General features: G+C 40.5%; 32 protein-coding genes, 1 tRNA gene and 1 rRNA gene. 30 read left to right on the plus strand and 4 right to left on the minus strand.

The annotated features are described in order from the left end of the window. Positions 1–10 precede the first annotated feature (10 nt). The 17 genes from rrf (at position 11) to hisE (ending at position 11,052) form a co-directional block, all read left to right on the plus strand. Positions 11–126: ribosomal RNA gene (gene rrf, locus Hs30E_RS06965) — 5S ribosomal RNA — on the plus strand. A gap of 7 nt (positions 127–133) precedes the next feature. Beyond that, a tRNA-Asn gene (locus Hs30E_RS06970) sits at positions 134–207 on the plus strand. A gap of 59 nt (positions 208–266) precedes the next feature. Next, on the plus strand, positions 267–917 hold the full coding sequence (locus tag Hs30E_RS06975) for a phosphatase PAP2 family protein (protein WP_172209123.1): 651 nt from the start codon (positions 267–269) through the stop codon (positions 915–917). Beyond that, positions 914–1,834 carry a tRNA modification radical SAM protein MnmL/YtqA gene (gene mnmL / locus Hs30E_RS06980; protein WP_172209125.1) on the plus strand — a complete coding sequence of 307 codons (921 nt, stop codon included), beginning with the start codon at positions 914–916 and terminating at the stop codon, positions 1,832–1,834. The genes Hs30E_RS06975 and mnmL overlap by 4 nt, the downstream gene beginning before the upstream one ends. Positions 1,835–1,896: 62 nt before the next feature. Further along, positions 1,897–2,463 carry a tRNA 5-(aminomethyl)-2-thiouridylate-methyltransferase MnmM gene (gene mnmM, locus Hs30E_RS06985; protein ID WP_172209127.1) on the plus strand — a complete coding sequence of 189 codons (567 nt, stop codon included), beginning with the start codon at positions 1,897–1,899 and terminating at the stop codon, positions 2,461–2,463. 351 nt (positions 2,464–2,814) lie between these two features. Then, positions 2,815–3,858: a pyridoxal phosphate-dependent aminotransferase gene (locus Hs30E_RS06990; RefSeq protein ID WP_172209129.1), complete on the plus strand. Its 1,044-nt coding sequence runs from the start codon at positions 2,815–2,817 to the stop codon at positions 3,856–3,858. A gap of 15 nt (positions 3,859–3,873) precedes the next feature. After that, positions 3,874–4,848 (plus strand): ATP phosphoribosyltransferase regulatory subunit, encoded by a 975-nt coding sequence (locus Hs30E_RS06995; protein WP_172209131.1) that lies wholly within the window; start codon positions 3,874–3,876, stop codon positions 4,846–4,848. Further along, a complete protein-coding gene (gene hisG / locus Hs30E_RS07000) occupies positions 4,845–5,498 on the plus strand; it encodes an ATP phosphoribosyltransferase (protein ID WP_172209133.1) in 654 nt (217 codons plus the stop codon). The genes Hs30E_RS06995 and hisG overlap by 4 nt, the downstream gene beginning before the upstream one ends. Continuing rightward, entirely contained in the window at positions 5,479–6,765 is a 1,287-nt protein-coding gene (gene hisD, locus Hs30E_RS07005) for a histidinol dehydrogenase (protein WP_172209135.1), read from the plus strand. The genes hisG and hisD overlap by 20 nt, the downstream gene beginning before the upstream one ends. Further along, positions 6,762–6,974 (plus strand): hypothetical protein, encoded by a 213-nt coding sequence (locus Hs30E_RS07010; protein ID WP_172209137.1) that lies wholly within the window; start codon positions 6,762–6,764, stop codon positions 6,972–6,974. The genes hisD and Hs30E_RS07010 overlap by 4 nt, the downstream gene beginning before the upstream one ends. A gap of 1 nt (position 6,975) precedes the next feature. Beyond that, positions 6,976–7,629: a phosphoserine phosphatase SerB gene (serB, locus tag Hs30E_RS07015; RefSeq protein WP_172209139.1), complete on the plus strand. Its 654-nt coding sequence runs from the start codon at positions 6,976–6,978 to the stop codon at positions 7,627–7,629. Then, positions 7,626–8,210: an imidazoleglycerol-phosphate dehydratase HisB gene (hisB, locus tag Hs30E_RS07020; protein ID WP_172209141.1), complete on the plus strand. Its 585-nt coding sequence runs from the start codon at positions 7,626–7,628 to the stop codon at positions 8,208–8,210. Before serB ends, hisB begins: the two co-directional genes overlap by 4 nt. After that, positions 8,207–8,830 (plus strand): imidazole glycerol phosphate synthase subunit HisH, encoded by a 624-nt coding sequence (gene hisH, locus Hs30E_RS07025; RefSeq protein WP_172209143.1) that lies wholly within the window; start codon positions 8,207–8,209, stop codon positions 8,828–8,830. Before hisB ends, hisH begins: the two co-directional genes overlap by 4 nt. Then, on the plus strand, positions 8,808–9,521 hold the full coding sequence (gene hisA, locus Hs30E_RS07030; protein ID WP_172209145.1) for a 1-(5-phosphoribosyl)-5-[(5-phosphoribosylamino)methylideneamino]imidazole-4-carboxamide isomerase: 714 nt from the start codon (positions 8,808–8,810) through the stop codon (positions 9,519–9,521). The genes hisH and hisA overlap by 23 nt, the downstream gene beginning before the upstream one ends. Positions 9,522–9,524: 3 nt before the next feature. Further along, a complete protein-coding gene (gene hisF, locus Hs30E_RS07035) occupies positions 9,525–10,283 on the plus strand; it encodes an imidazole glycerol phosphate synthase subunit HisF (RefSeq protein WP_172209147.1) in 759 nt (252 codons plus the stop codon). Continuing rightward, positions 10,284–10,628, plus strand: a complete 345-nt coding sequence (gene hisI / locus Hs30E_RS07040) for a phosphoribosyl-AMP cyclohydrolase (protein ID WP_172209149.1) — start codon at positions 10,284–10,286, stop codon at positions 10,626–10,628. Positions 10,629–10,737: 109 nt separating this feature from the next. Beyond that, entirely contained in the window at positions 10,738–11,052 is a 315-nt protein-coding gene (gene hisE, locus Hs30E_RS07045; RefSeq protein ID WP_172209151.1) for a phosphoribosyl-ATP diphosphatase, read from the plus strand. 38 nt (positions 11,053–11,090) lie between these two features. Here the strand turns inward: hisE and lepB (Hs30E_RS07050) are convergent, their stop codons facing one another. The 3 genes from lepB (Hs30E_RS07050) to rnhC are packed head-to-tail and all read right to left on the minus strand — an operon-like array spanning position 11,091 to position 13,180. Next, positions 11,091–11,687, minus strand: a complete 597-nt coding sequence (gene lepB / locus Hs30E_RS07050; protein WP_172209153.1) for a signal peptidase I — start codon at positions 11,685–11,687, stop codon at positions 11,091–11,093. An 18-nt stretch (positions 11,688–11,705) separates the two neighbouring features. Beyond that, positions 11,706–12,302 (minus strand): signal peptidase I, encoded by a 597-nt coding sequence (gene lepB / locus Hs30E_RS07055; RefSeq protein ID WP_172209155.1) that lies wholly within the window; start codon positions 12,300–12,302, stop codon positions 11,706–11,708. Further along, on the minus strand, positions 12,299–13,180 hold the full coding sequence (gene rnhC / locus Hs30E_RS07060) for a ribonuclease HIII (protein ID WP_172209157.1): 882 nt from the start codon (positions 13,178–13,180) through the stop codon (positions 12,299–12,301). The genes lepB (Hs30E_RS07055) and rnhC overlap by 4 nt, the downstream gene beginning before the upstream one ends. Positions 13,181–13,350: 170 nt before the next feature. On the opposite strand from rnhC, the gene rplM reads away from it, so the two are divergent. From rplM to Hs30E_RS07110, 10 genes are all read left to right on the plus strand, one after another. Then, positions 13,351–13,797, plus strand: a complete 447-nt coding sequence (rplM, locus tag Hs30E_RS07065) for a 50S ribosomal protein L13 (protein ID WP_172209160.1) — start codon at positions 13,351–13,353, stop codon at positions 13,795–13,797. 13 nt (positions 13,798–13,810) lie between these two features. Next, positions 13,811–14,203 (plus strand): 30S ribosomal protein S9, encoded by a 393-nt coding sequence (gene rpsI / locus Hs30E_RS07070; protein ID WP_172209161.1) that lies wholly within the window; start codon positions 13,811–13,813, stop codon positions 14,201–14,203. A gap of 380 nt (positions 14,204–14,583) precedes the next feature. Then, positions 14,584–15,051: a restriction endonuclease gene (locus tag Hs30E_RS07075; RefSeq protein WP_172209162.1), complete on the plus strand. Its 468-nt coding sequence runs from the start codon at positions 14,584–14,586 to the stop codon at positions 15,049–15,051. A gap of 144 nt (positions 15,052–15,195) precedes the next feature. Continuing rightward, positions 15,196–15,396 (plus strand): hypothetical protein, encoded by a 201-nt coding sequence (locus tag Hs30E_RS07080; protein ID WP_172209163.1) that lies wholly within the window; start codon positions 15,196–15,198, stop codon positions 15,394–15,396. Positions 15,397–15,559: 163 nt separating this feature from the next. Further along, on the plus strand, positions 15,560–15,760 hold the full coding sequence (locus Hs30E_RS07085; RefSeq protein WP_172209164.1) for a hypothetical protein: 201 nt from the start codon (positions 15,560–15,562) through the stop codon (positions 15,758–15,760). A 77-nt stretch (positions 15,761–15,837) separates the two neighbouring features. After that, entirely contained in the window at positions 15,838–16,017 is a 180-nt protein-coding gene (locus tag Hs30E_RS07090; protein WP_172209165.1) for a hypothetical protein, read from the plus strand. 145 nt (positions 16,018–16,162) lie between these two features. Then, positions 16,163–16,336, plus strand: coding sequence for a helicase-related protein (locus tag Hs30E_RS07095; RefSeq protein WP_228462015.1), 174 nt, complete (start codon positions 16,163–16,165; stop codon positions 16,334–16,336). A 7-nt stretch (positions 16,337–16,343) separates the two neighbouring features. Next, on the plus strand, positions 16,344–16,490 hold the full coding sequence (locus Hs30E_RS07100) for a hypothetical protein (protein WP_172209166.1): 147 nt from the start codon (positions 16,344–16,346) through the stop codon (positions 16,488–16,490). Positions 16,491–16,595: 105 nt separating this feature from the next. Further along, positions 16,596–16,730: a DbpA RNA binding domain-containing protein gene (locus tag Hs30E_RS07105; RefSeq protein WP_267130237.1), complete on the plus strand. Its 135-nt coding sequence runs from the start codon at positions 16,596–16,598 to the stop codon at positions 16,728–16,730. 80 nt (positions 16,731–16,810) lie between these two features. Beyond that, positions 16,811–17,686, plus strand: a complete 876-nt coding sequence (locus tag Hs30E_RS07110) for a YehR family lipoprotein (RefSeq protein WP_172209167.1) — start codon at positions 16,811–16,813, stop codon at positions 17,684–17,686. Positions 17,687–17,724: 38 nt separating this feature from the next. On the opposite strand, the gene Hs30E_RS07115 is transcribed toward Hs30E_RS07110, so the two are convergent. After that, entirely contained in the window at positions 17,725–18,555 is an 831-nt protein-coding gene (locus tag Hs30E_RS07115; protein WP_172209168.1) for an AraC family transcriptional regulator, read from the minus strand. 224 nt (positions 18,556–18,779) lie between these two features. On the opposite strand from Hs30E_RS07115, the gene Hs30E_RS07120 reads away from it, so the two are divergent. The 3 genes from Hs30E_RS07120 to Hs30E_RS07130 all read left to right on the plus strand — a co-directional run bounded on the left by Hs30E_RS07120 (position 18,780) and on the right by Hs30E_RS07130 (position 22,245). Beyond that, entirely contained in the window at positions 18,780–21,041 is a 2,262-nt protein-coding gene (locus tag Hs30E_RS07120) for an FRG domain-containing protein (RefSeq protein WP_172209170.1), read from the plus strand. A gap of 124 nt (positions 21,042–21,165) precedes the next feature. Then, the gene (locus Hs30E_RS07125) at positions 21,166–22,020 is read left to right on the plus strand and encodes a CvfB family protein (protein ID WP_172209171.1); all 855 of its coding nucleotides are present in this window, start codon (positions 21,166–21,168) and stop codon (positions 22,018–22,020) included. A 15-nt stretch (positions 22,021–22,035) separates the two neighbouring features. Next, complete coding sequence (locus Hs30E_RS07130; protein ID WP_172209173.1) at positions 22,036–22,245, plus strand: YozE family protein; 210 nt, start codon at positions 22,036–22,038, stop codon at positions 22,243–22,245. Positions 22,246–22,407 lie beyond the last annotated feature (162 nt).

Consider the following 22,407-nt stretch of genomic DNA (forward strand, 5'->3'; position numbering starts at 1 on the left):
AGCAAGTAAGTTTGGTGCTAATAGCATGAGAGATACACCTGTACCCATGTCGAACACAGTAGTTAAGTCTCATCACGCCGGAAGTAGTTGGGGGTTGCCCCCTGTGAGATAGGGTCGGTGCCAAGCTTATTATTCCGCTTTAGCTCAGTTGGTAGTAGCGCATGACTGTTAATCATGATGTCGCAAGTTCGAGTCTTGCAAGCGGAGTCTTATGTTAAAGAGTTGTCTATGTTTCATTAGATGACTTTTTTTGTTATAATGAAATGATGAAACAGAAAAAAATGTATCAGTTGGGTGCTAGTTTTGGCTTGATTTTATTTGTGATTTTGGGTTATGTGGTGAAATTTTATCCGCATGTTTTGAGTGGCTTTGATGATAAGGTTCAAGGGGCTATTCGCTGTGAGATGTTGGAGGCTTTGACTGTCTTTTTTAAGTTTGTGACTCATTTTGCTGGTTTTGTTTATGTACCTGTTATTTTAGTGGTTTTTACTGCTTTCTTTTTGATAAAAAAATGGTATGCTGAGCTTATTTTTTTGGTGGGGAATGTTGCTGTTATGCCTGTTTTGGTGCATATTTTGAAAGGAATTTATGGGCGCTCTCGTCCGTCTGTGGTACATTTGGTGGTGGAGTATGGGTTTAGTTTTCCTTCTGGGCATGCTGCTACTGGTTTGATGGTGTATGGCTGTTTAATGGTGCTGATATGTCAACGTCTGCACTCGTCTAGCATCAAGTGGTTGATTCGGGTGCTGCTTACCATTTTCATCGTGCTTATCGGGATTTCGAGGGTTTATCTGGGGGTGCATTATCCGTCGGATATTCTTGGTGGGTGGCTGTTGAGCGGTAGTTTGCTGTTGCTCGGCTACCCGATTTATGATGAGTGGCGTTTTAAGTGGCGGTTTAAGGGGGTGCAGAAATGAGTAAGCGCTATACGACGTGGAATGATTATCTGCGGGCGAGTTTTGGCGAGAAGATTTTTAAGGTGCCGATTGATGCGGGGTTTGATTGTCCGAATCGTGATGGGACTGTGGCGCATGGTGGTTGTACTTTTTGTACGGTTTCGGGGTCGGGGGATGCGATTGTGGCGCCTGATGAGTCGATTCCTGTCCAGTTTGAAAAGGAAGTTGCGTTTTTACATCAGAAGTGGCCTGGGGTTAAGAAGTATATCGCTTATTTTCAGAATTTTACGAATACGCATGCACCTGTGGCTGTTTTGCGTGAGCGGTTTGAGCAAGCGGTCAATAGGCCTGATGTGGTGGGAATTAATATTGGGACGCGGCCGGATTGTTTGGCTGAGGATGTGCTTGATTATTTGGCTGAGCTGAATGAGCGGATGACGGTTTGGGTTGAGTTGGGGCTTCAGACGACTTATCAAAAAACGAGTGATTTGATTAATCGGGCGCATGATTATCAGACTTATTTGGTTGCTGTGGCAAATTTGCGGGCGCGAGGTATTTTGGTTTGTGTTCATCTCATCAATGGCTTGCCTGGTGAGACGGCTGAGATGATGGTGGAGAATGTGCGTCGGGTGGTTGCTGATTCGGATATTCAAGGGATTAAACTTCATTTGTTGCATTTGATGAAAGGGACGCGGATGCAGCGGGATTTTCATCAGGGCGATTTGCGGTTGCTGTCTTTTGAGGAATATGTTACTGTGATTTGTGATCAGTTGGAGATTATCCCGCGCGAGATTTCGATTCATCGTTTGACTGGCGATGCGCCACGTGAGTTGTTGATTGGTCCGATGTGGAGTTTGAAGAAGTGGGAAGTGTTGAATGCGATTGATGCGGAATTGGCTAGGCGGGATACTTATCAAGGGGCTAAGTGTTTACTTTAGTTGGCTGTGGATAATTTGCTTGCCTTATATTTATGATTGACAAAATTAAGGAGTAAAATGAGATGTTGAAACCGCTTGAATTGGCACATAAGTTACTGGCTGAGGTTATTGTGCCTGAGGATGTTGTTGTTGATGCGACGATGGGGCAAGGCTTTGATACGGTGTTTTTGGCAAAATTGACGAAAAATGTGTTGGCTTTTGATGTACAGGAAATGGCAGTTTTAGCGACACGAAAACGGTTAGCTGAAACTGGTCTTAGTGCACAACTTATTTTAGAGGGGCATGAACATGTGGATAAGTATGTGAATAAGTATGTGAATAAGTATGTGAATAAGTCGATTAAGGCGGCAATATTTAACCTTGGTTATTTGCCAAAATCGGATAAAAGGATTATCACGAAACCTGATACGACACTTCCTGCCTTGAAGAAAATGCTTGCTATGCTTGAAGTTAGCGGGCGAATTGCTTTGATGATTTATTATGGTCATGAAGGTGGGGAAATAGAAAAATGTGCTGTGGAAAACTTTGTGGAGAATTTATCGCAAAAAACATATCAAGTCATGAAATATGCGCCAGTTAATCAAATTAATACGCCGCCTATGTTGATAATGATTGAAAAATTGGCTTAGAAAATATTTTTTTGAAAAAAAACAAGTTTTGACTTGATATTATCTGAATTTTCTAGTAAGATAGTCATATATTAAAATCGGTGAGAGAAAGATGTCATGGTTGCGTTTAAGCGAGCGTCTGGTTGGTGAGAAGGCGTGCAAAATCATGACTACACATTCTTGAGAGCGTATGCGAATGGTTTTCCTAGTAGTGTGCGACGTTTCCCGCGTTAAGGGAGCGAGTCTTGAACTTGCTGAGAATAATGTGGCGACGCATTATTGAAAAAAGGTGGCACCACGTGAGAGCGTCCTTGTGAAGGTTATTCACATGCGCTCTTTTTTGTTTGAATGCGACGATGAAAGGATTGAGTTATGAAAGGTTTACGGGAGATTGCACCGTATATTCCGGGGCTTCAGCCTCAGGAAAAACGGATGATTAAGATTAATACGAATGAAAATGCGTTTTCGCCTAGTCCACGTGTGGCGGCTGCTTTGGCGGCGTTTGATGCGGGTGAGTTACGGAAATATTCGAGTTTGGATAATGGCGATTTGCGGGCAATTTTGGCGAAAAATAATGGTATTTTAGCTGAGCAGATTATCGTTGGAAATGGCAGTGATGACGTTTTGGCACTTGCTTTCTTAAGTTTTTTCAATAGCTCGGATAAGGTCATTTTTCCTGATTTGACTTATGGGTTTTATCGGGTTTGGTGTGACTTGTTTCGGATTCCTTTTGAGGAGATAGCCTTGACTGAGAATTTTGAGCTTAGAACGGCTGATTATTTGCGTGAAAATGGTGGCATTGTGATTGCCAACCCTAATGCGCCGACTGGTATTTATAAGTCTTTGGCTGAGATTGAAGAAATTGTCAAGCAAAATCAGCATGTTGTTGTGATTATTGATGAGGCTTATATTGCTTTTGGTGGCGAAACGGCATTGCCTTTGCTTGAAAAATACGATAATATTTTTATCACACGAACATTTTCAAAAGATGCAGCGCTTGCAGGTTTGCGTGTTGGTTATGGGATTGGGAGTCCAAAATTAATCGGCATTATCAATGCGGTAAAAAATTCTTATAATCCGTATTCAGTGGATATGATTGCCGAAAAACTTGCGGTTGTGGCTTGTGAGGATGTTGCCTATTATGCGAAGACGAATGGCGAGATTGCTGAGATTCGAGATTGGTTTAGTGCGGAGTTGCTGGCGCTTGGTTTTGAGGTTTTGCCGAGTTTGACGAATTTTGTGTTGGCTAAACCTGTTGGTGTGTCGGCTGCTGAACTTTATGCGCATTTGCAAGCTAAGAAGATTTATGTGCGATATTTTGGCGATAAGGTGCGGATTGCTGATTATTTGCGAATTTCTATTGGTAAGCAAGCTGAAATGGTAGAAGTTTTGATGGCGATTCAAGAAATTTTGTAGGAGGAAATAGCGCATATGAAAAATAAACAACTGGCTTCGGGTATGCACGATAAGCTGTTCAAGCGAGCGCAGAGTATTTATAGAATTGAGCATGAGATTGCTGATTTTCTGATTGATGCTGAATTTAATCGAATTGAGACACCGACGATTGAATATGCGGGTGTTTTTGAGGATAAGGTCTCAACGGATAATTATCATTTATTTGATAAAAATGGCGATTTGCTGGTTTTGCGACCTGATGTGACACAATCTGTGGCACGTTTGGTAGCTTCAACTAAGGTTAAGCCACCTGTTAAATTTTCTTATTCAGGAAAAGTTTTTCGTTATTTTGATGATATGAAAGGGCTTCAAAATGAACGAACACAAGCAGGTGTTGAGTTGATTGGTTATGAAAGTGAGCAGGCAATTCTTGATGCTTTGGGGGCGGCACAAAAATCTTTGGAGGTTGTGGGAATTGAAGCGTTTACTTTTGAATTTTCTCATGCGGATGTTTTGAAGCTCGTTTTTTCAGCATTTGAGGATGCAGAAGTACGAACTGAGTTGGCAAATTTGACGGAGAATAAAAATATTACTGGTTTGGTTGACTTTACAAAGAAATATCCGAGTGAATTTGATGACTTTATTCAAAATTTGCCGAGATTATTTGGCGATAGTGATTTGGTGTTGGAAATAGCTCGGCGTGTTGTAAAAAATGCTGAATTGCTTGCGATATTTGATGAAATTGAAAAATTATTGTTGGCGACGGCTACTATTTTTGAACGTGTGACACTTGATTTAGCAATGATTCCGACGATGCCTTACTATACAGGTGTGATGTTTCAGGTTTTCAGCAAAAAAATTCCTTATGCTTTTTTGTCTGGTGGTCGTTATGATGACTTGTTTCTGAGTTTTGGGCTTGAGCGTTTGACGGCGGTTGGTTGGGCGATTGATGTTGATGCGCTTTATGAGGAAATTCATGATACGGTTGATTTTACTGGAGGTAAGCGATGATTACAATTGCATTGACTAAGGGGCGGATTGAGAAGGATACGGTCAAGATTTTGACGCAGGCTGGCTTTGATATGCGTTTTATGGCAGATAAGCAACGGCGTTTGATTTTTACTAGCCCTGACGGTGCTTTTCGCTTTATTTTAGTTAAGGCGCCTGATGTGGCGACTTACGTGGAGCATGGCATTGCGGATATTGGTGTGGTTGGTAAGGATGTGTTGATAGAACATCCAGGTGCTTATTTGGAAATGTTGGACTTAAATATTGGTGTTTGTAAGTTTGCGGTGGCAAGTGTGCCTGACTATAATCCGCTTGACCATAAACGTAAAAAAATTGCGACTAAGTATCCGACGGTTGCAACGGCATTTTTCCAAGCCAAGAATGAAGATGTTGAGATTATCAGTATTCAAGGGAGTGTTGAAATTGCACCTGTGCTTGGTTTGACAGATGCCATTGTTGATATTGTCGAGACAGGTAATACTTTGCGTGAAAATGGCTTGGTTGAGATTGAAGATATTCGGCGTATTTCAGCGCGGTTGATTGTTAATTCGGCGAGTTTGAAAAATAATGACAAGGTTATGGCTTTTATTGATAAAATTGAAGAAATTGTTGGAAAGACGGAGGTAAGTTTTGATGAAGCGATTAACGGGTGATTTGGCGACAATTGCTGCGGAATTGCGCCAAGAACAGCTCGATTTGATGGCGCAAAACACGGATGTTGAGGCTTTGGTGCGCGATATTATCGAAAATGTGCGACAAAATGGTGATGTGGCTTTGCGTGATTATTCGGCGAAGTTTGATAAAATTGATGTGGCTGATTTTTTGGTTTCACGTGAAACTATTGACCAAGCTTTTGAGGAGGTTACGCCTGAGGTGCTTGTGGCGCTTGAGAATGCTAAAAAGAATATCATCAGTTATCATAAACATCAGCTGGAGGATGGTTTTATTGACAGTCCGACTGAGGGTGTAATTCGTGGGCAAGTTGTGTTACCACTTGCGCGTGTTGGAGTTTATGTACCAGGTGGGACAGCGGCTTATCCGTCAAGTGTTTTGATGAATGTTTTGCCTGCGAAACTTGCGGGCGTTAAGGAAATCATCATGGTGACACCGCCACAGGAAAAATTTAATCCAGCAATTTTGGCTGCAGCGAAGATTTCAGGTGTTGATAAGATTTACCAAGTTGGTGGCGCGCAAGCAATTGCGGCACTTGCCTATGGGACGCAGACAATTCCTAAGGTGGATAAAATCACGGGACCTGGCAATATTTTTGTGGCAACGGCGAAAAAGCAAGTTTTCGGACTTGTTGGTATTGATATGATTGCGGGACCGTCTGAAATCGGTGTGATTGCGGATGATTCGGCAAAACCTGCGTATGTTGCGGCTGATTTATTAAGTCAAGCTGAGCATGATAAATTAGCTCGGGCAATTTTAGTAACAAATTCTGAAAAATTAGCTGATGCGGTTGAAGTCGAAATTGATAAACAATTGAAAACATTGCCACGTGAGGAGATTGCGCGTGCGAGTATTGTTGACAATGGGCGCGTGATTTTGACAGATAGCGTTGATAATATGTTTGAGTTGATGAATCTGGTTGCGCCTGAACACTTGGAGATTGCTATGGATAATGCGATTGAATATCTGCCGAAGATAGAAAATGCGGGCAGTATTTTCCTTGGGCATTTCACGTCTGAGCCGATTGGCGATTACTATGCTGGGACGAATCACGTGTTGCCAACGTCTGGCACAGCTCGTTTTTACAGTGCGCTGGGTGTTTACGACTTTGTTAAGCGGAGCCAGTTTACTTATTACAATAAAGACGCCGTTATCCAAGCGACGAAAGATATTACGACTTTGGCGTATTCGGAAGGTTTAGCGGCGCATGCTCGGGCGATTGAGAGTCGTAGTGAGGGGAAGAAATGAAGATAAAAATTTTTAATAGTACGATTGTAGACGATAAAACTCGGCAAAAATTGTCAGAGAAGATGCTTGCAAAAGGAAAAGTTGACGAAGATATTGAAACTAGAGTCAACCAGTTTATTGCCAATAAAAAAGTCATTGACATCAAGACAGCAGCAGCTGGCAATGACTTTGACAATCGACTTGTTATCACGGTACTTTATGAGGAGTAAAATGGCAAGGATAAAAGGACTTTTGGTCATGGATGTGGACAGCACCTTGATTCGAGAGGAAGGCATTGATTTATTGGGCGAGCTTGCGGGGAGTGGTGCTGAGATAGCGGCGATTACCAGTCGGGCGATGAATGGCGAGCTTGATTTTGCTGAGGCGCTAAATGCGCGCGTGGCTTTGCTTAAAGGCTTGCCTGAGACGGTATTTGCTGATTTGCTGACTCAGATTCATTTTACTGAGGGTGCGCGTGAGTTGGTGGCTAGTTTGCATGATAATGGTTGGCGAGTTGGTGTTGTGTCGGGTGGCTTTCATGAAACGGTGGCCATTTTGGCTCAGCAACTCGGAATTGATTATGTGCGTGCCAATCATCTGGAAGTTGTAAATGGTCAGCTGACAGGTCGGGTGACGGGCAGCATTGTGACCAAAGAAGTCAAGCTTGCTAGTCTTAAAAAATGGGCGACTGAACTTGGGCTTGATATGGCGCAAACCGTTGCTATTGGTGACGGCGCAAATGATTTGCCGATGATTTTGGCGGCTGGCATTGGCATTGCCTTTAACGCCAAGGAAATCGTGCGGGCGCAAGCGCCTTATCAGATTAATGAGCCGAATTTGGCGTTGGCGCTTGAGATGATTAAGGAAGTGAGAGGAGAGCTATGAGAAAAGCAGAAATTACACGCAACACAGCAGAGACGAAAATTACGCTTGCGGTCAATTTGGATGCGCAAGCACCTGTGGAGATTCAGACGGGGGTCGGCTTTTTTGACCATATGCTGACACTTTTTGCGAGTCATGGGCGTATGAGCCTTGTGGTCAAGGCTGACGGCGATCTGTGGGTAGATAGTCATCACACGGTTGAGGATGTCGGTATTGCGCTAGGAATTGCGCTACGTGAGGCGCTGGGGGATAAAGCGGGCATTAATCGCTATGGGACGTCTTTTGTGCCAATGGATGAGACTTTGGGCATGGCGAGTCTTGATTTGTCGGGGCGGTCGTATCTCGTTTTTGATGCTGAATTTACCAATCCGACTTTGGGGAATTTTGATACGGAGTTGGTTGAAGAGTTTTTTCAAGCCTTGGCTTTTAATGTGCAGATGAATTTGCATTTGAAGATTTTGCATGGCAAAAATAATCATCATATCTCAGAAAGTTTGTTCAAGGCGACTGGGCGTGCTTTACGTGAGGCGGTAACTTTGAATCCTGAAATTCATGGGGTAAATTCGACGAAAGGTGTACTATGATTATTGTCATTGACTACGATGCGGGGAACACGGCAAATGTCTTGCGTGCGCTCTCGAAAATCGGTGTTGCTGCGGAGTTGAGTGCTGATGCTGACAAGATTCGGCGGGCTGACGGTTTGATTTTGCCTGGTGTTGGGGCGTTTCCGACGGCTATGGCTGAGCTTGAAAAACGTGATTTGGTGCGGGTTATCAAGGAAACCGTTGCTAGTGGCACAGCCTTTCTTGGCATTTGTCTGGGGATGCAACTTTTGCTTGATGCGTCTGAGGAGCATGTGCTGACTAAAGGTCTGGGGCTGATTCCGGGTGTTTGTCGTGAGATACCAGCGGGGGCAGAGTTGAAAGTGCCTCATATGGGGTGGAACAGTCTGGATGTGGTCAAGGAAACGGCTTTGACGGCTGATTTAAAAGACAAGTATGTGTATTTTGTTCACTCGTATTTCACGGATGTTGCGCTTGATTTTTTGGATGTGACAGCAGATTATGGGATGAAAGTGCCGGCTATGATTTCGCGTGGCAATGTTTACGGGGCACAATTTCATCCAGAAAAATCGGGCGACATTGGGCTTGGTATCTTAGAAAAATTTAAGGAGGTTGTTTATGCAAATTCTACCAGCGATTGATATAAAAAATGGGCGCGCGGTGCGTTTGTTCAAAGGCGATTTTGCACAAGAAACGGTGGTTAATGCGAGTCCAATTGAACAGGCTGAAATTTTTGCGGCTGCAGGCATTACCTATCTGCATGTCGTTGATTTGGACGGTGCGCTTGACGGAAAAGCAACGTCTGCACCAATTATCGAGGAGATTGTTAGCAAAACTGGGCTGAAAATCGAGGTTGGTGGTGGTATTCGCACGATTGAGCAGATTGCTGATTATCTGTCAAAAGGTGTTGACCGTGTGATTATCGGCTCTATGGCAGTTAAAAATCCTGAGTTTGTTAAAATCGCAATTACGCAATTTGGTGCTGATAAAATTGTTGTCGGTATTGATGCGAAAAAAGGTTTAGTTGCGACTGAGGGGTGGCTTGAGACGTCTGATGTTGATTTTATTACTTTGGCGCTTGAAATGGAGAAAATTGGCGTTCGGTTGTTTGTTTATACTGATGTTGACCGTGATGGGACGTTGATGGGGCCGAACTTTGAACACTATGAACGGTTGCAGGCGGCTTTGACAAAGGCTGAGGTTATCGCAAGTGGTGGGATTGCGCAATTTTCCGACTTGACGAAACTTGCTGATATTGGGGTGTTTGGTACCATTGTCGGCAAAGCCTACTACAACGGTAATGTGTCGCTCGATGAGCTGAAAGGGTTTTAATAGATGCTAGCAAAACGAATCGTGCCGTGCCTTGATGTCAAGGACGGGCGCGTGGTTAAGGGGGTCAACTTTGTCAATCTGACGGATGTTGGCGACCCTGCGGAGACGGCGCGGATTTACTATGAACAAGGGTGTGACGAGCTAGTTTTCCTTGATATTACGGCGACACATGAGGCGCGTGATACCATGGTTGAGGTTGTGAAAAAGGTCGCTGAGCAGGTATTTGTGCCGTTTACCGTTGGTGGCGGTATTCGCACGGTTGACGATATGAACAAGATGCTCAAGGCGGGCGCTGACAAGGTTGGCGTTAATTCGAGTGCGGTTGCTAATCCCGAGATTATTCGCGAGGGTGCTGAGAAGTTTGGCAATCAATGTATCGTGGTTGCGATTGATGCCAAAAAACAGGCTGACGGGACTTTTCATGTCTATGTCAATGGTGGGCGCAAGGATACGGGACTTGATGCGGTTGAATGGGCGAAGAAAGCCGTTTCTCTGGGTGCTGGGGAGATTCTTTTGACGAGCATGGATAAAGACGGTACCAAGTCTGGTTTTGATTTGGCATTGAATCATGCGATTGCAAGTGTCGTTGATGTGCCAGTTATTGCCAGTGGTGGTGCGGGAACGGCAGATGATATTGTCGAAGTGTTTGAGAAAACGCCTGTAACTGCGGCTTTGGCGGCAAGCGTTTTCCATTATGGCGAGATTGCGATTCTTGACGTCAAGCAGAAAATGCAAGAAAATGGCATTGAGGTGAGGTTATAAATGACAGAATATATCAATGAAAAAGTTAAGCCTGATTTTACTAAAAGTTCTGATGGTTTGATTCCTGCGATTGTTACTGATGTTGAAAATGGGCAAGTGTTGATGTTGGCTTATATGAATGAGGCATCGTACAAATTGACACTTGAAACACGTGAAACGTGGTATTGGTCGCGATCGCGTGATGAATTGTGGCATAAGGGCGAGACGTCTGGTCACTATCAACATGTCAAAAAAATCAGTTTGGACTGCGATTTTGACACCATTCTTATCGAAGTTGAACAAATCGGTCCAGCCTGTCACACAGGCGCTCGGAGCTGTTTTTTTAATGATGTGTTGGAAACATGATACGTAAAAGCGATGTGACGAAGTCGCAAAGCACCACCATGCGTCGAGTAACCGCAGGCGCAAACTTCCATAGAAAATTAACTCGAAGTTCAAATAAAGGAAAAATAACATGATAAATGATTTATACAATCAAGCAATGGCACGTAAAAAAGAACCGAAAAGTGGTTCTTACACAAATTATCTTTTTGACAAGGGATTAGACAAAATTCTCAAAAAAGTTGGCGAGGAGGCGACGGAAGTTGTCATTGCGGCGAAAAATGCGGATAAAGCTGAAATTGCAAATGAAACGGCTGATATTTTTTACCATATCGCTGTGATGTTGGCTGAAACTGGCGTGACTCCTCTTGAGGTTCAAGCGGTGTTAGAGGAACGTCATGGGAAACAATCAAATGTTCATGATCGTTCGGAAATTCAGGAGTATTGAACAAAAAAGTCGTTCCTTTAAGTGGGGACGACTTTTTCTTAGTCAAGAAAACCGATTTTATTGAACGGAAAATAGCGGAATTTTGCTTCGCCAGTGATATCAGCTCGTTTGAAAGTGCCGACTTCTCGGCTGTCAGCTGAAATCACGCGGTTGTCGCCAAGTAGGAGATATTCGTCTTTTGGTACTTCGATTGTGAACTGTACTTGTCCTGTTCGATCAAATGTGAAACTAGGACTGTAAATCGCTCTTTTCTGATAACTCTTATCAAAAGCGTAAATTGCTTGGAGTTTATCGTTTTTAAATTTTGCTTTATAGTCGTCAAGGTAAGTTTCATCATAAGTTTCGCCGTTGATTGTCAGAACATCATTGTCAAACGTCACGGTATCGCCCGGTAAGCCAATCACGCGTTTGATGATACTTTTGACCTCGCCATTCTTGGGGTCGATTTCTTTGGCGGTTACGATGTCAAAGCGGTTAATTGTTGATTTTTTGACAGCAATGATTTTTTGCCTATCAGCCAAAGTCGGATCCATGGAATGTCCAGAAACGCGCACATTTGTTGTAAAGCAGTTCTGAAGTAAAAGGATTGTGATAAGAAAGCCTATGAATGGTCCCCACTCTTTTAAAAGTTTCATAATTTCCACCTTAATTTTTTATTTAAGAACGCCGATTTTTTTAAAGGGCCACATGCGAAATTTGGCTTCGCCAACTAATTCTTTTTTGGCAAATGTACCGACACGTCTTGAGTCGTTGGAAATAATGCGATCATCTCCCATAAGATAATACTGACCTTTTGGCACAGTGACGGTAAATTTTGTTTCGCCAGTAGCTGAAATTGTAAAGGCACTGGCATCTTGTGCCAATCTTTGGAAGAAAGTATTGTAAGTGTAAGTTTTTTGCAAGCGATCTTCGGCAAATTTCTTTTGATACTCTTCAAGATACGGTTCAGGCGTCGCTTTACCATTGATTAAAAGAATATCGTTGTTAAAGGTAATTGTGTCGCCAGGCATGCCGATAACACGCTTGACGATGTTTTTTTCTTTCTTTTCAGTTTCGTCATATTCCTTAGCAACAACAATATCGAAACGCTGAATTTTCGCGGTTTTGACGATAATCAGGCGTTCTTTGTCAGCTAAAGTCGGATCCATGGAGTGACCATCAACGAGGACAGGTTGCCAAACGTAGACACGTAGGAGGAGAATAATTGCGATAAATAGGGCGAAAGGCCCCCATTCTTTTAAGAATTTCATTTGGATAATTTCCTTGCTTTCTCGGTATTGGCAAAATGTCGTTTTGCCACATTGTTTAGGCTTGATTCGCCATATTTTTGGATAAGTTTTGAGGCTGTGACATCAGACTGGTGTCCAGCCCCGCTTGGAAGCGCCATAGAGACCTCTTCAGACAGTTTTGCGAGTTGGTCTAAGAAGAGCTTGCGCGCGATGACAGAGGAAGCTGCTACGGCGTAGTATTGGCTTTCAGCTTTTTGGACTAATGTGACCTGACCACTTGTTTGATTCTTTTCGCTTTGCAAATACCGAGTGTAATTTTTCTCAGTCGTGAAAGCATCAATGATAATCTGATCTGGTACAATATTTAGGGCATTTTCAAGAAGAAAAATCGCTTGATTGTGGAGGGCGACTTTGACTGATACGGCATTATAGCCGTTTTCGATAACCTCATTATATTTGGCAGGCGAGAGAAGTAGCGCTTTATGTTGAATTTTTTCAATCAAAATCGGGGCAATTTGGCGAATTTTAACGTCGGTTAATTTTTTGGAATCGTCAACCCCTAATTTTTTAATCAGTGGCAAATCAGATTCAGCTAGATAGGTTGCAACGACTGCAAGTCCACCAAAGTAAGAGCCATTGCCGACTTCATCTGTACCAATCAGATTGGTTTGTTTTTTGAGTGGCGGTGTTTTTTCAGGTTGATAGCCGAATTGCTTAGCGTAATTTTCTGCTTGGTCGCCTTGGAAAACGACTTTTCCAGAGGTATAGACTGTGATGGTTGCACCAACAGGTTTGGCTAAAAACTGGCTGTATTCATTTGCTGAGGGCTGTGCCCAATCTTGAAATTGGTCAATGAGTTGGGCAATTTTTTCAGCCGACATTTTCAAAACAATGTTCATGTAAACTATTATACCAAAAAATACTTGACAAAGTGCTAGAAAATATGATATTATATTATACGGTATTGTTTACCCCATTTTTAAGTCCCGGAAACTTGAAGATACCGTGTGCAGATAAGGAACGATTTGCATGCAACCTATGTAAACACAGTAAAAAAATTGGAGAAATCATGAACAAAACAACATACATGGCTAAGCCAGGTGAAGTTGAACGCAAATGGCACGTTGTTGATGCAACAGATATTCCTTTGGGACGTTTGTCAACAGTTGTGGCTAGCATTCTACGCGGCAAGAACAAACCTCAATACACTTTGCATGCTGATACTGGCGATTTTGTCATTGTCATCAATGCTGAAAAAGTGAAATTGACAGGTAAAAAAGCAGCTGACAAGATTTACTACAAGCACTCAATGTATCCAGGTGGTTTGAAATCAATCACTGCGGGTGAGTTGCGTGATAAAAATGCAGTTCGTCTTATCGAAACTTCTGTCAAGGGTATGTTGCCACACAATACGCTTGGTCGTGCGCAAGGCATGAAACTTAAAGTATTTGTTGGCGCTGAGCATACACATCAAGCTCAAAACCCACAACCGCTTGACATTACAGGATTAATCTAAGGAGGACTAGACATTGGCACAAGTACAATACCTCGGCACTGGACGCCGTAAAAACTCAGTAGCTCGTGTACGTTTGGTACCCGGCACTGGTAAAATCACAGTCAACAATAAAGATGTTGAAGAATATATCCCTCACGCAGACCTTCGTCTCGTGATTAACCAACCATTTGGTGCAACTGAAACTGTTGGTGCGTATGACGTTCTCGTCAATGCTCACGGTGGTGGTTACGCTGGTCAAGCTGGTGCAATTCGTCACGGTATCGCCCGTGCTTTGCTCCAAGTTGACCCCGACTTCCGCGGCTCTTTGAAACGCGCTGGTTTGCTGACACGTGATTCTCGTATGGTTGAACGTAAGAAAGCTGGGCTTAAGAAAGCTCGTAAAGCTAGTCAATTCTCAAAACGTTAATATCGTTGTTATATCAACGTTTCAAGGCACTTTATGGGTCACACCATGAGGTGTTTTTTGAAAAAATCATACTGTTTTATTTTTGAAGCGGGCATGGATAGGGAAGATTAGGGTAATGGGGTTACTAATCGAAAATTCTGGAAAAAAGAATAACAGAACGTGAGAATTTTATTCGTGAAGGTTATTGGTCAATTACCATATAATAAGTTTGTCACAATGCGTTTGTTGCGCGTTTTAAAAATTTAGCAGATACAAAAAAGATCATCAACGAAAAAACGTTAGCGAAAATTGTAGAGAGTTGGCAGTTCAAATTTGCCACAACTTATGCGACTAAATATCATTATGATGCCTTAAATTTAAAAGCGAAGACGTCGATTTTAATGGAAAATGGTCAATTTATTGATGAGATGGCACAGGGGTCTCTAGGAACAATCGCTGTTGAAACAGGCCCTGATTCAAGAAATTTATTTGAAAAAGTATTTGTTGACAGTAAAGACCCAGAGGGTGAAATTGCTAAAATTGTGCCAAATGAAGAAATCAAGGTATTTGGCAAGATTCCAAGGCGTGTCATTCAAGTACCAACCTATACTGGTGGAACGACCACACCAGATTTTGTCTATGCGACAAAAAACGACTTATTCTTGCTTGTGGAAGCAAAATCGAGTAGCTTACGAGACACTGAAAAAATCGCAGTCAAGGCACAAAAGGAATTGTTCGATGAGTTTGAAGATGTTAGATGCTCTAAGGTAACTAAGAAAGAAGAGGTTTTGGAGTTGCTAAAACGTTTGATGAATCATAACGTATCGGATTCATTAGATGATAGGGGAGGGGTTAAGAAACTTCTATGATGACATGGTAAAATAGTTAGTATGAAAACAAACTACTCCACAGATATAATATACTAAATTCGATAAAAAAGCGCAACGTATGATATACTGTAAGTATGACCTATGATAAAGCAATCCAAAAGAGAATTTTGGCTTATGCCGATAGTGAGGCTATTGAAAATGTTCTTTATTTTTAACGAATTGAGTATAATAGATGAAGAAGGGTCAATTTTATCGCCGTTCTTCCCCTCTAGTTACGCTTTAAGAGATTCGCAGTCAGTCAAAACGACTTTTGAAGGAAATGCGAGAGGTATTGACGGCGGAAAAAGTCAAGGGGCGCAAATGATGCGTGATTGGCTTTTTTGATACTTAAGGTTTTGATTTTATTTGTGTGATAAAATTCCTTTGACAGACATTTATTTGTCTGTTGTAAACTGCTTATAAATTTTGTAAGTGGTTTAGAGCAGATAAAACGATTTGTTTTGTTTGTGTTAAAGTAATATAATGAGGGTAACACAGTATTGGTATGATGAATCCGAAATTTGTTGCGCATGAAGAAGAAATAGTGATTTTGGCTAAAAGTGAATATGATGAAATATTGAGAGAAAATAAAAATTTACAGGCACAAGTGAAATTTTTTCAGGAAATGGAAAAATTTTCATTTCGTCAACGTAATGGTGGGAAAACTCATACTGTAAATGAACTGAAAGAAAAGTTAGGTTGGGCTTAGTTTGAAGAATGTTGTTTTTACAGATGAAGCCTTAGATGATGTAGAGCGATTGGAACATTTTTTAAGAGAATACCCAATTGTTAAAAGCAGTGAATATTATCTCTATGAGTCCAGAAGGAAGTCCTAGAGTTGCTGGAACGAATTACAGAAAGAAAGTTCATTTTAAGTATATTTACTTTTATGTAAATTATGATGAAGTAGTCGAAATTGAGAGAGTTTTCTCTGAAAAAGAAGATTGGATAAACGAGTTGAGTTGAAACGGCTAGGGAATTAGTCGTTTTTTTATTATTCCAAAAATAGAAAGAGGTAATAAAATGGCAAAGGAATTGGGATTTTCAAATATCAAGACACACTCGAATAAAATCAATTTTAAAGAGGAGTTTTGTTTGCGGAAAGCGTTTGGTGGCAACGGATGTGGCGGCGCGGGGGATTGATGTGGCAGATATTGCGGTGGTTTACAATTTTGATTTGCCAGATACTGTTGCGCCTTACACACATCGAATTGGTCGGACAGCGCGATTTGAGAAGATTGGCAAGGCGATTTCTTTGGTAAGCACAGCGGTGCGACTTTGCTAAGATTGAAGTGGCAACACTAGAAAATGGTGCTGAGATTCGGGAGCTGAAGTTACCGACTGCCAGTCTGTTTACCAAGCGCTTGGTAGCATTTACCGCTAAACAAAAACGTGAAATGCTTGTGAAAACGGCGAAAAGTGCGGTTTTCACAAGCTGACATCATGAAGCTGCATATCAATGCGGGCAAGAAAACGAAGTTGCGGGCAGGCGATGTGGTGGCGCGATTACCAATATTTCGGGGATTTCTGGCGCAGATATTGGCGTGATTGCGATCGTTGAGGTGTCAACTTTTGTCGAGATTTTGAATGGTAAGGTCAAGCAAGTCCTGAAAGCCTTGCAAACTGAGAAAATAAAAGGGCGCGTGCGGAAAGTGTCACAAGCTAATGCTGGGAAATAGGAATAATGTTTTTAGTTGTAAAAATAGGGCAAAAGATGTTATAATAAGATACAAAAAGATAGAGATAAGGCGGTGGATTAATGAAAAAGTCAACTAAAGTGTTTTTAGAAACTGTTGCAGTATCAAGTTTGATTTTACTTGCAACACTTAGCGCAAAAAAGCGCAAAATGAATGTGACATCAGAAAAAAAGAATAGTTCAGACCAAGCTGTTGAGCCTTTGTCACAAGAAGAGGAAGTGGTTTCAGAGCAAGTCGTTGCAGCATTTGCACAAGAGCAAGAAGTAATTGCTACACCAGAACAAGAGGCTGTTGTAGACCAAGTTGCTCCTACATTTGCACCAGAAGAGGAAGCGGTTTCGACACCAGAAGAAGAGGAGGGCTGGTACAAAGTTTTTGAATCTGCGCCACAAGAGCAGGAAGTGACTTCTACGCCGAAAAAAGAGGAAGTGATTTCGACGCCAGAACAAGAGAATGGTTGGTACAAAGTTTTTGAATCTGCGCCACAGGAACAGGAAGTTGTTTCGACACCAGAACAAGAGAGTCTCGTGGATAAATCTGTTGAATGCTCGGCACAAAATCAGAAAGTGACTTACTTCAAAAATGAGGATGGCGTTTACGTTGCTGTGACTTACTATGCGAAGGGAGACAAGGTTTTCAGACAGACCTCTGAGAACGTCATTCCCTATGATACTGTCGGTCTTACGACGATTGACGAGGCAAAGGAAGTGTTTGACAATGTGACCAAGCCTTATGAGAATATTGAAGGCATTTATGATTGGCTAGTTTTTAGCGAGAGTTCGGTTACAGAAATGGTTGATGTTGATTATAGGAAAGTCAACATTGATGAAGTGAAAGGGTTGGTTGGCACAGTGGGCTTTGATGACGATATGTCAGACGGCGTTAGTCTCGAAAAGAGTATTGCTATGCTTGAAGAAAAAGGCTATATGAGAAAATAAAAATTGCCTTGTCAGATGACTTTTTGACAAGGCGTTTTTTATCGTTTCAAATAAGCAGACGGCGCAGCGCCATAATATTTCTTGAATAATTTACTAAAATAATAGGCATCGTTATAGCCGACTTGATTAGCGGCTTTTTTGACAGTTATCGTCCGATCATTTTCTAGCAAATTCTTAGCACGTTCTAATCTAAGTTTAATCAAATAATTAATCGGCGACTCGCCTGTTTCTTCCTTGAACACACGAGAGATGTAGGTTGAGCTGATGTAGAGCGTTTGCGATAATGTCGTCAAGCTGACTTCCTCGGTGTGATGATCCTCCAAATAGTCAATAATATCAGTGACAATCGCTTGTTTTTCCTGTTCCTCATAAGAGAGCTTGAGGGCGTTTGTCTCCAATTGATTGGTACCAGAGTCACGCAAAATGAAAATAATTAATTTCATAACGAGTGTTTTTAACATAAGGTCATAGCCAGGACAACCGTTGGCTTTTTCGATAAGCATTTCTTGGCAGACATTGAAAAAATCAGTCTTAAATTCGTTCAGCTCAATAATTGACGACTTGAACGGAAAATTATCGCGTGGCACACCTTGCAGACTGAAATTGCGGAAACCGATATGAATCTGTGTTGCCGACATGCCCGCATCGTAGATTTCATGATGATAGACACCAGGGTTGAAAAGCAAAATCGTATCTTTTTCGATACGTGTTCGCTTGTCACCAATGACATAATCAACAGCGCCGTCAATGATAATCGACATCTCTAAATGATCGTGGCAATGGTGCTGGTTGGCATATTCTCCGTTATTTTTACAATCGAAGATGTAGAGAATCTCAGGATTGAAGTTTTTCGATTTTAACTGTAACATGATTTACCTCTTACCTACTATTTTAACGTTATTTTGGGAAATAATCAAAAATTGGAATTATTAAAATTTTTCGTTATTTAAAATCAACTATGAAATTGTAATTTTTAATGAAAAATCAACACTTTTTTAGAAAAATTACTTGACAATTACAAATGTAAGCGGTATCATATTAGTAAGTTATAAAACATGAGTTTGTTTAAAAATTTGAAAGCGTGGTAGTGTGGATGACGGTATGGAATTTTATTGAGAAAGTGATTGACTTTCGGATGAATGTTACTGGTGATGGGGAAATAGAGATAAACGATCTTAATAAGAGTTTCTTTTACCGAGGGCATTCTGATAAAAGTGACTTGAATAATTTGAAACCAGAGGCATTTTGGGATGCTGTTAAAAAAGATAATAATAATAATAATAAAGAAAAAGATTTTTATTACAAAGCGCTAGCCAATTGTCCAGAGGACTTTGAAAACTGTAATTATCATATAGAACATTTAGCAAAAATGCACCATTACAACATTCCGACAAGATTGTTAAGTGTTGAAAGAAATCCGCTCATTGCTTTGTATTTTATGGTGGATAATGAAGATAATATTGAGAAACAAGGAGAGGTTATTGCTTTTGGTAAGGAAAAAAATGATATAAAAACAATAGATAGTGATTCGGTTGAATTAATATCGACCTTAGCTACTTTGGATGAGGAAAAGAGGAAAAAAATTTATGATTTTTCTTTTAAATGGCTAGGTATACTTGGAGACATTGAAAATATTGAAGATACTGAAGCTATTATTGAAAAGTGTTCAGATGTGTTGGCAAAAATTGTAGGGGGAATAGATTTTAAAAATCCAAGTGAATTACTACTACCGGCGTTTTTAAAATCTGAAAAAGATAAGATTCTTGATTTAGTTGAAGATATAATACAAGAGGATAGTGATGCTGAAGATATTAGAGAACAAGTAATACAGATAGTTATAAGAATATTTAATAAATATAAAGTGGTAAGACAATTAGGCTATGAGGCTGGTAAAAAAATGTTTATCAATCTTGGTGATAGAATTGAACCAAAGACATTGCTAGATAGTTATTTTGTTCAGCCAAAACTTGATAATGATAGAATTTTACGACAGACAGGTGCGCTTATTGTATGTGGGTTGAAGAAAGAATATCATGAAAATGGAGACGAGAAATTAGATAAAGCTATTGAGCCTGCATTTGAATTTAAAGTTGGTAAGGAGGGAGATGAAACGAATGAGGAAATAAAACAAGAAAATAAGAAAAACAAGCAAATAATAAAAAAACAATTAGAAATGTTGGATATAAATCAAGCTAGTAATTATCCAGAAATAGATAAGGTGGGGCAGTATTTAAAGTCTAAAAAGGAAAATGATCAAGAAAATACGCCAAGCGCTCCAGTGGTATTGAATAATAGAGAAGACATAAAGAAAGCACTGAGACAGGTTAAGAAATTTGATGAAAAGGACATTGAGAAAGTTTTAGACCAACTAGATAAACCTGGTAAGAATATAGATATTGAAATTGGAAAAAATCTAGCTATTGAGGCTGATAAGAAAAATAGTACTGAATTTCAAGGAATTGTCTCTTATTTAAAACAATTAGAAATTCTATTGGAAATTCAAAAACTTCAACAAAAATCTAATGAAAATAAAGTTATTTATTATCGTGGTCATGGCGATAGACAATGGTTTTTGGATACTTCTATTGCTCGTGAGTTAAGTAAAAATGAACGTTTGTCTGAAAAAGATTTTTATTATAATATTATTACAAAATGTTCAGATAATTTTTATAATTGTCAATATCATGTTGATTATTTGACACAAATGCAGCATTATGACATTCCGACAAGGTTACTTGATATATCTAAAAGTCCTTTGGTTGCTTTGTGGTTTGCTGTTCAGGATGAAAAGATTGAGGATAAAGATGCACGGGTACTCATTTTTCTTGAGGAAAAAGATAATATCAAAAATTACGAGAGCGATGCTGCGGAATTATTGGCATCGCTTGCAACGATGACAACAGAAGAACAAGATAGGCTTAGAAGATACGCGATTGAATGTACGCGAGAGAAGGCTTTGACAGCAGAATTGAAAAGGGAATTTAATGCACATGGAGTTGTGAAAAAATTAAAACATAAATCAGAACAAAAAATGTTAAATCAAAACGAGGTTGATCCGCAAGATTTGTTGTCTAACTTTTTTGTTCAACCTAAGCTGGATAATAATCGGATCATTCGACAATCGGGAGCGTTTATCATCTGTGGTTTAGATAAACATTATGAGAGTGAGATAAGAAAAAAACAACTAATGATTGACTATAATGGAGAAGAAAAAGTTGTTAGTTTCGTTATTAATAAAGATGGAAGAGAGCGGATTAAAAAAGAGTTAGAAGTGTTAAATATCAATACCTCAACGATTTATCCAGAGATTGATAGAGTAGCTGAGTGGCTGAGACGGAATATAAATAAGCCTTAAATGTAACTTTTTGTTTTTAGGGTGTTAATCAAGTTTAAAATTTATTTTATCTAAAACCAGTCCCAAGCAGGTCTGGTTTTTGTGGTATAATAAAAGAAATTGACTAATTGTAAAGAGGAAAACGATGAACGATTTAATGGCAACATTTATCACGGGAAAAATGACGGATGAAAATGAGCAAAATTATTATATTCAAAAAGACGGTTATATTTTTCGATTGGCAAAAGCCGAGGGAGAGTTTGCGGTTGGCGATGATGTGACTGGTTTTGCTTATACGGATAAGGCGGGCAAGCAGTGTATGACTTTGGCTGAGCCTAGTGCGACACGTGACAAATATGGTTGGGGAACGGTTACTGATGTTCGCAAAGACTTGGGTGTTTTTCTTGATGTCAATTTGCCTGAAAAGGATGTTGTTGTGTCAGTTGATATTTTGCCCGAGATAAAAGAACTTTGGCCCAAAAAAGGCGATAAGCTTTATGTCAAACTGGTTGTTGATAACAAGGACAGAATTTGGGGTGAGTTTGCCTATCCCGAAACCTTTGTTCAAATGGCTGACAAGGCTTATAATAACATGCAGAATCAGAATCTGCACGCCATTGTTTACAGAAATAAGTTGTCGGGTACTTTTGTTTATCTGCCAGAAAATAACATGTTGGGTTTTATTCATCCAAATGAGCGTTTTTCTGAGCCGCGGCTTGGACAGGCACTTGATGTGCGCGTGATTGGTTATCGGGAGATTGATAAAACGCTCAACTTGAGCTTAAAACCGCGTGCGCATGAGATGTTGGATGCGGATAGTCAGCTGATTTTGACTTATTTGGCGCAGCAAGGCGGGCATATGCCGTTTTATGATAAATCAGCGCCAGAGGAGATTAAGGCGACTTTTGCCATTTCCAAGGGGCAGTTTAAGAAAGCGCTTGGTGGGTTGATGAAACAAGGCAAGATTAAGCAAGATGCGACTGGCACGACTTTGCTGTGAGGAAATGGAGGAACTATGAGTTTTTACACATTTTTAATGAAATATCGTGCCTATAAGGCAGTTGATGATATAAGTAAGCTCGCGAATCTTGTTTATGAGGACTCGACTTTTCCCAAGCAGTCGTCTGATTTTGACGAGATTTCGAGTTACTTGGAAACGCATGCTAATTTTGCCTTTAATCTGTCGAAATTTGATGAGATTTGGGAGCTTTATTTAGTACGTTAGTTATAAAATGACGTATCAAATTTAATTAAAAAGTTATGTCAAGCGAAATTGAAAATGTCCCAAAAAAAGTCTAAACATGAGTTACATTTTGCTAAAGCAAAATTTGCTTTTAGATTCCATTTTTGATATTATTGAGTTATGATTTAGGCTGAATTTTCAGCT

It is taken from the genome of Pseudolactococcus hodotermopsidis (assembly GCF_011170085.1).
Classification (GTDB): domain Bacteria; phylum Bacillota; class Bacilli; order Lactobacillales; family Streptococcaceae; genus Pseudolactococcus; species Pseudolactococcus hodotermopsidis.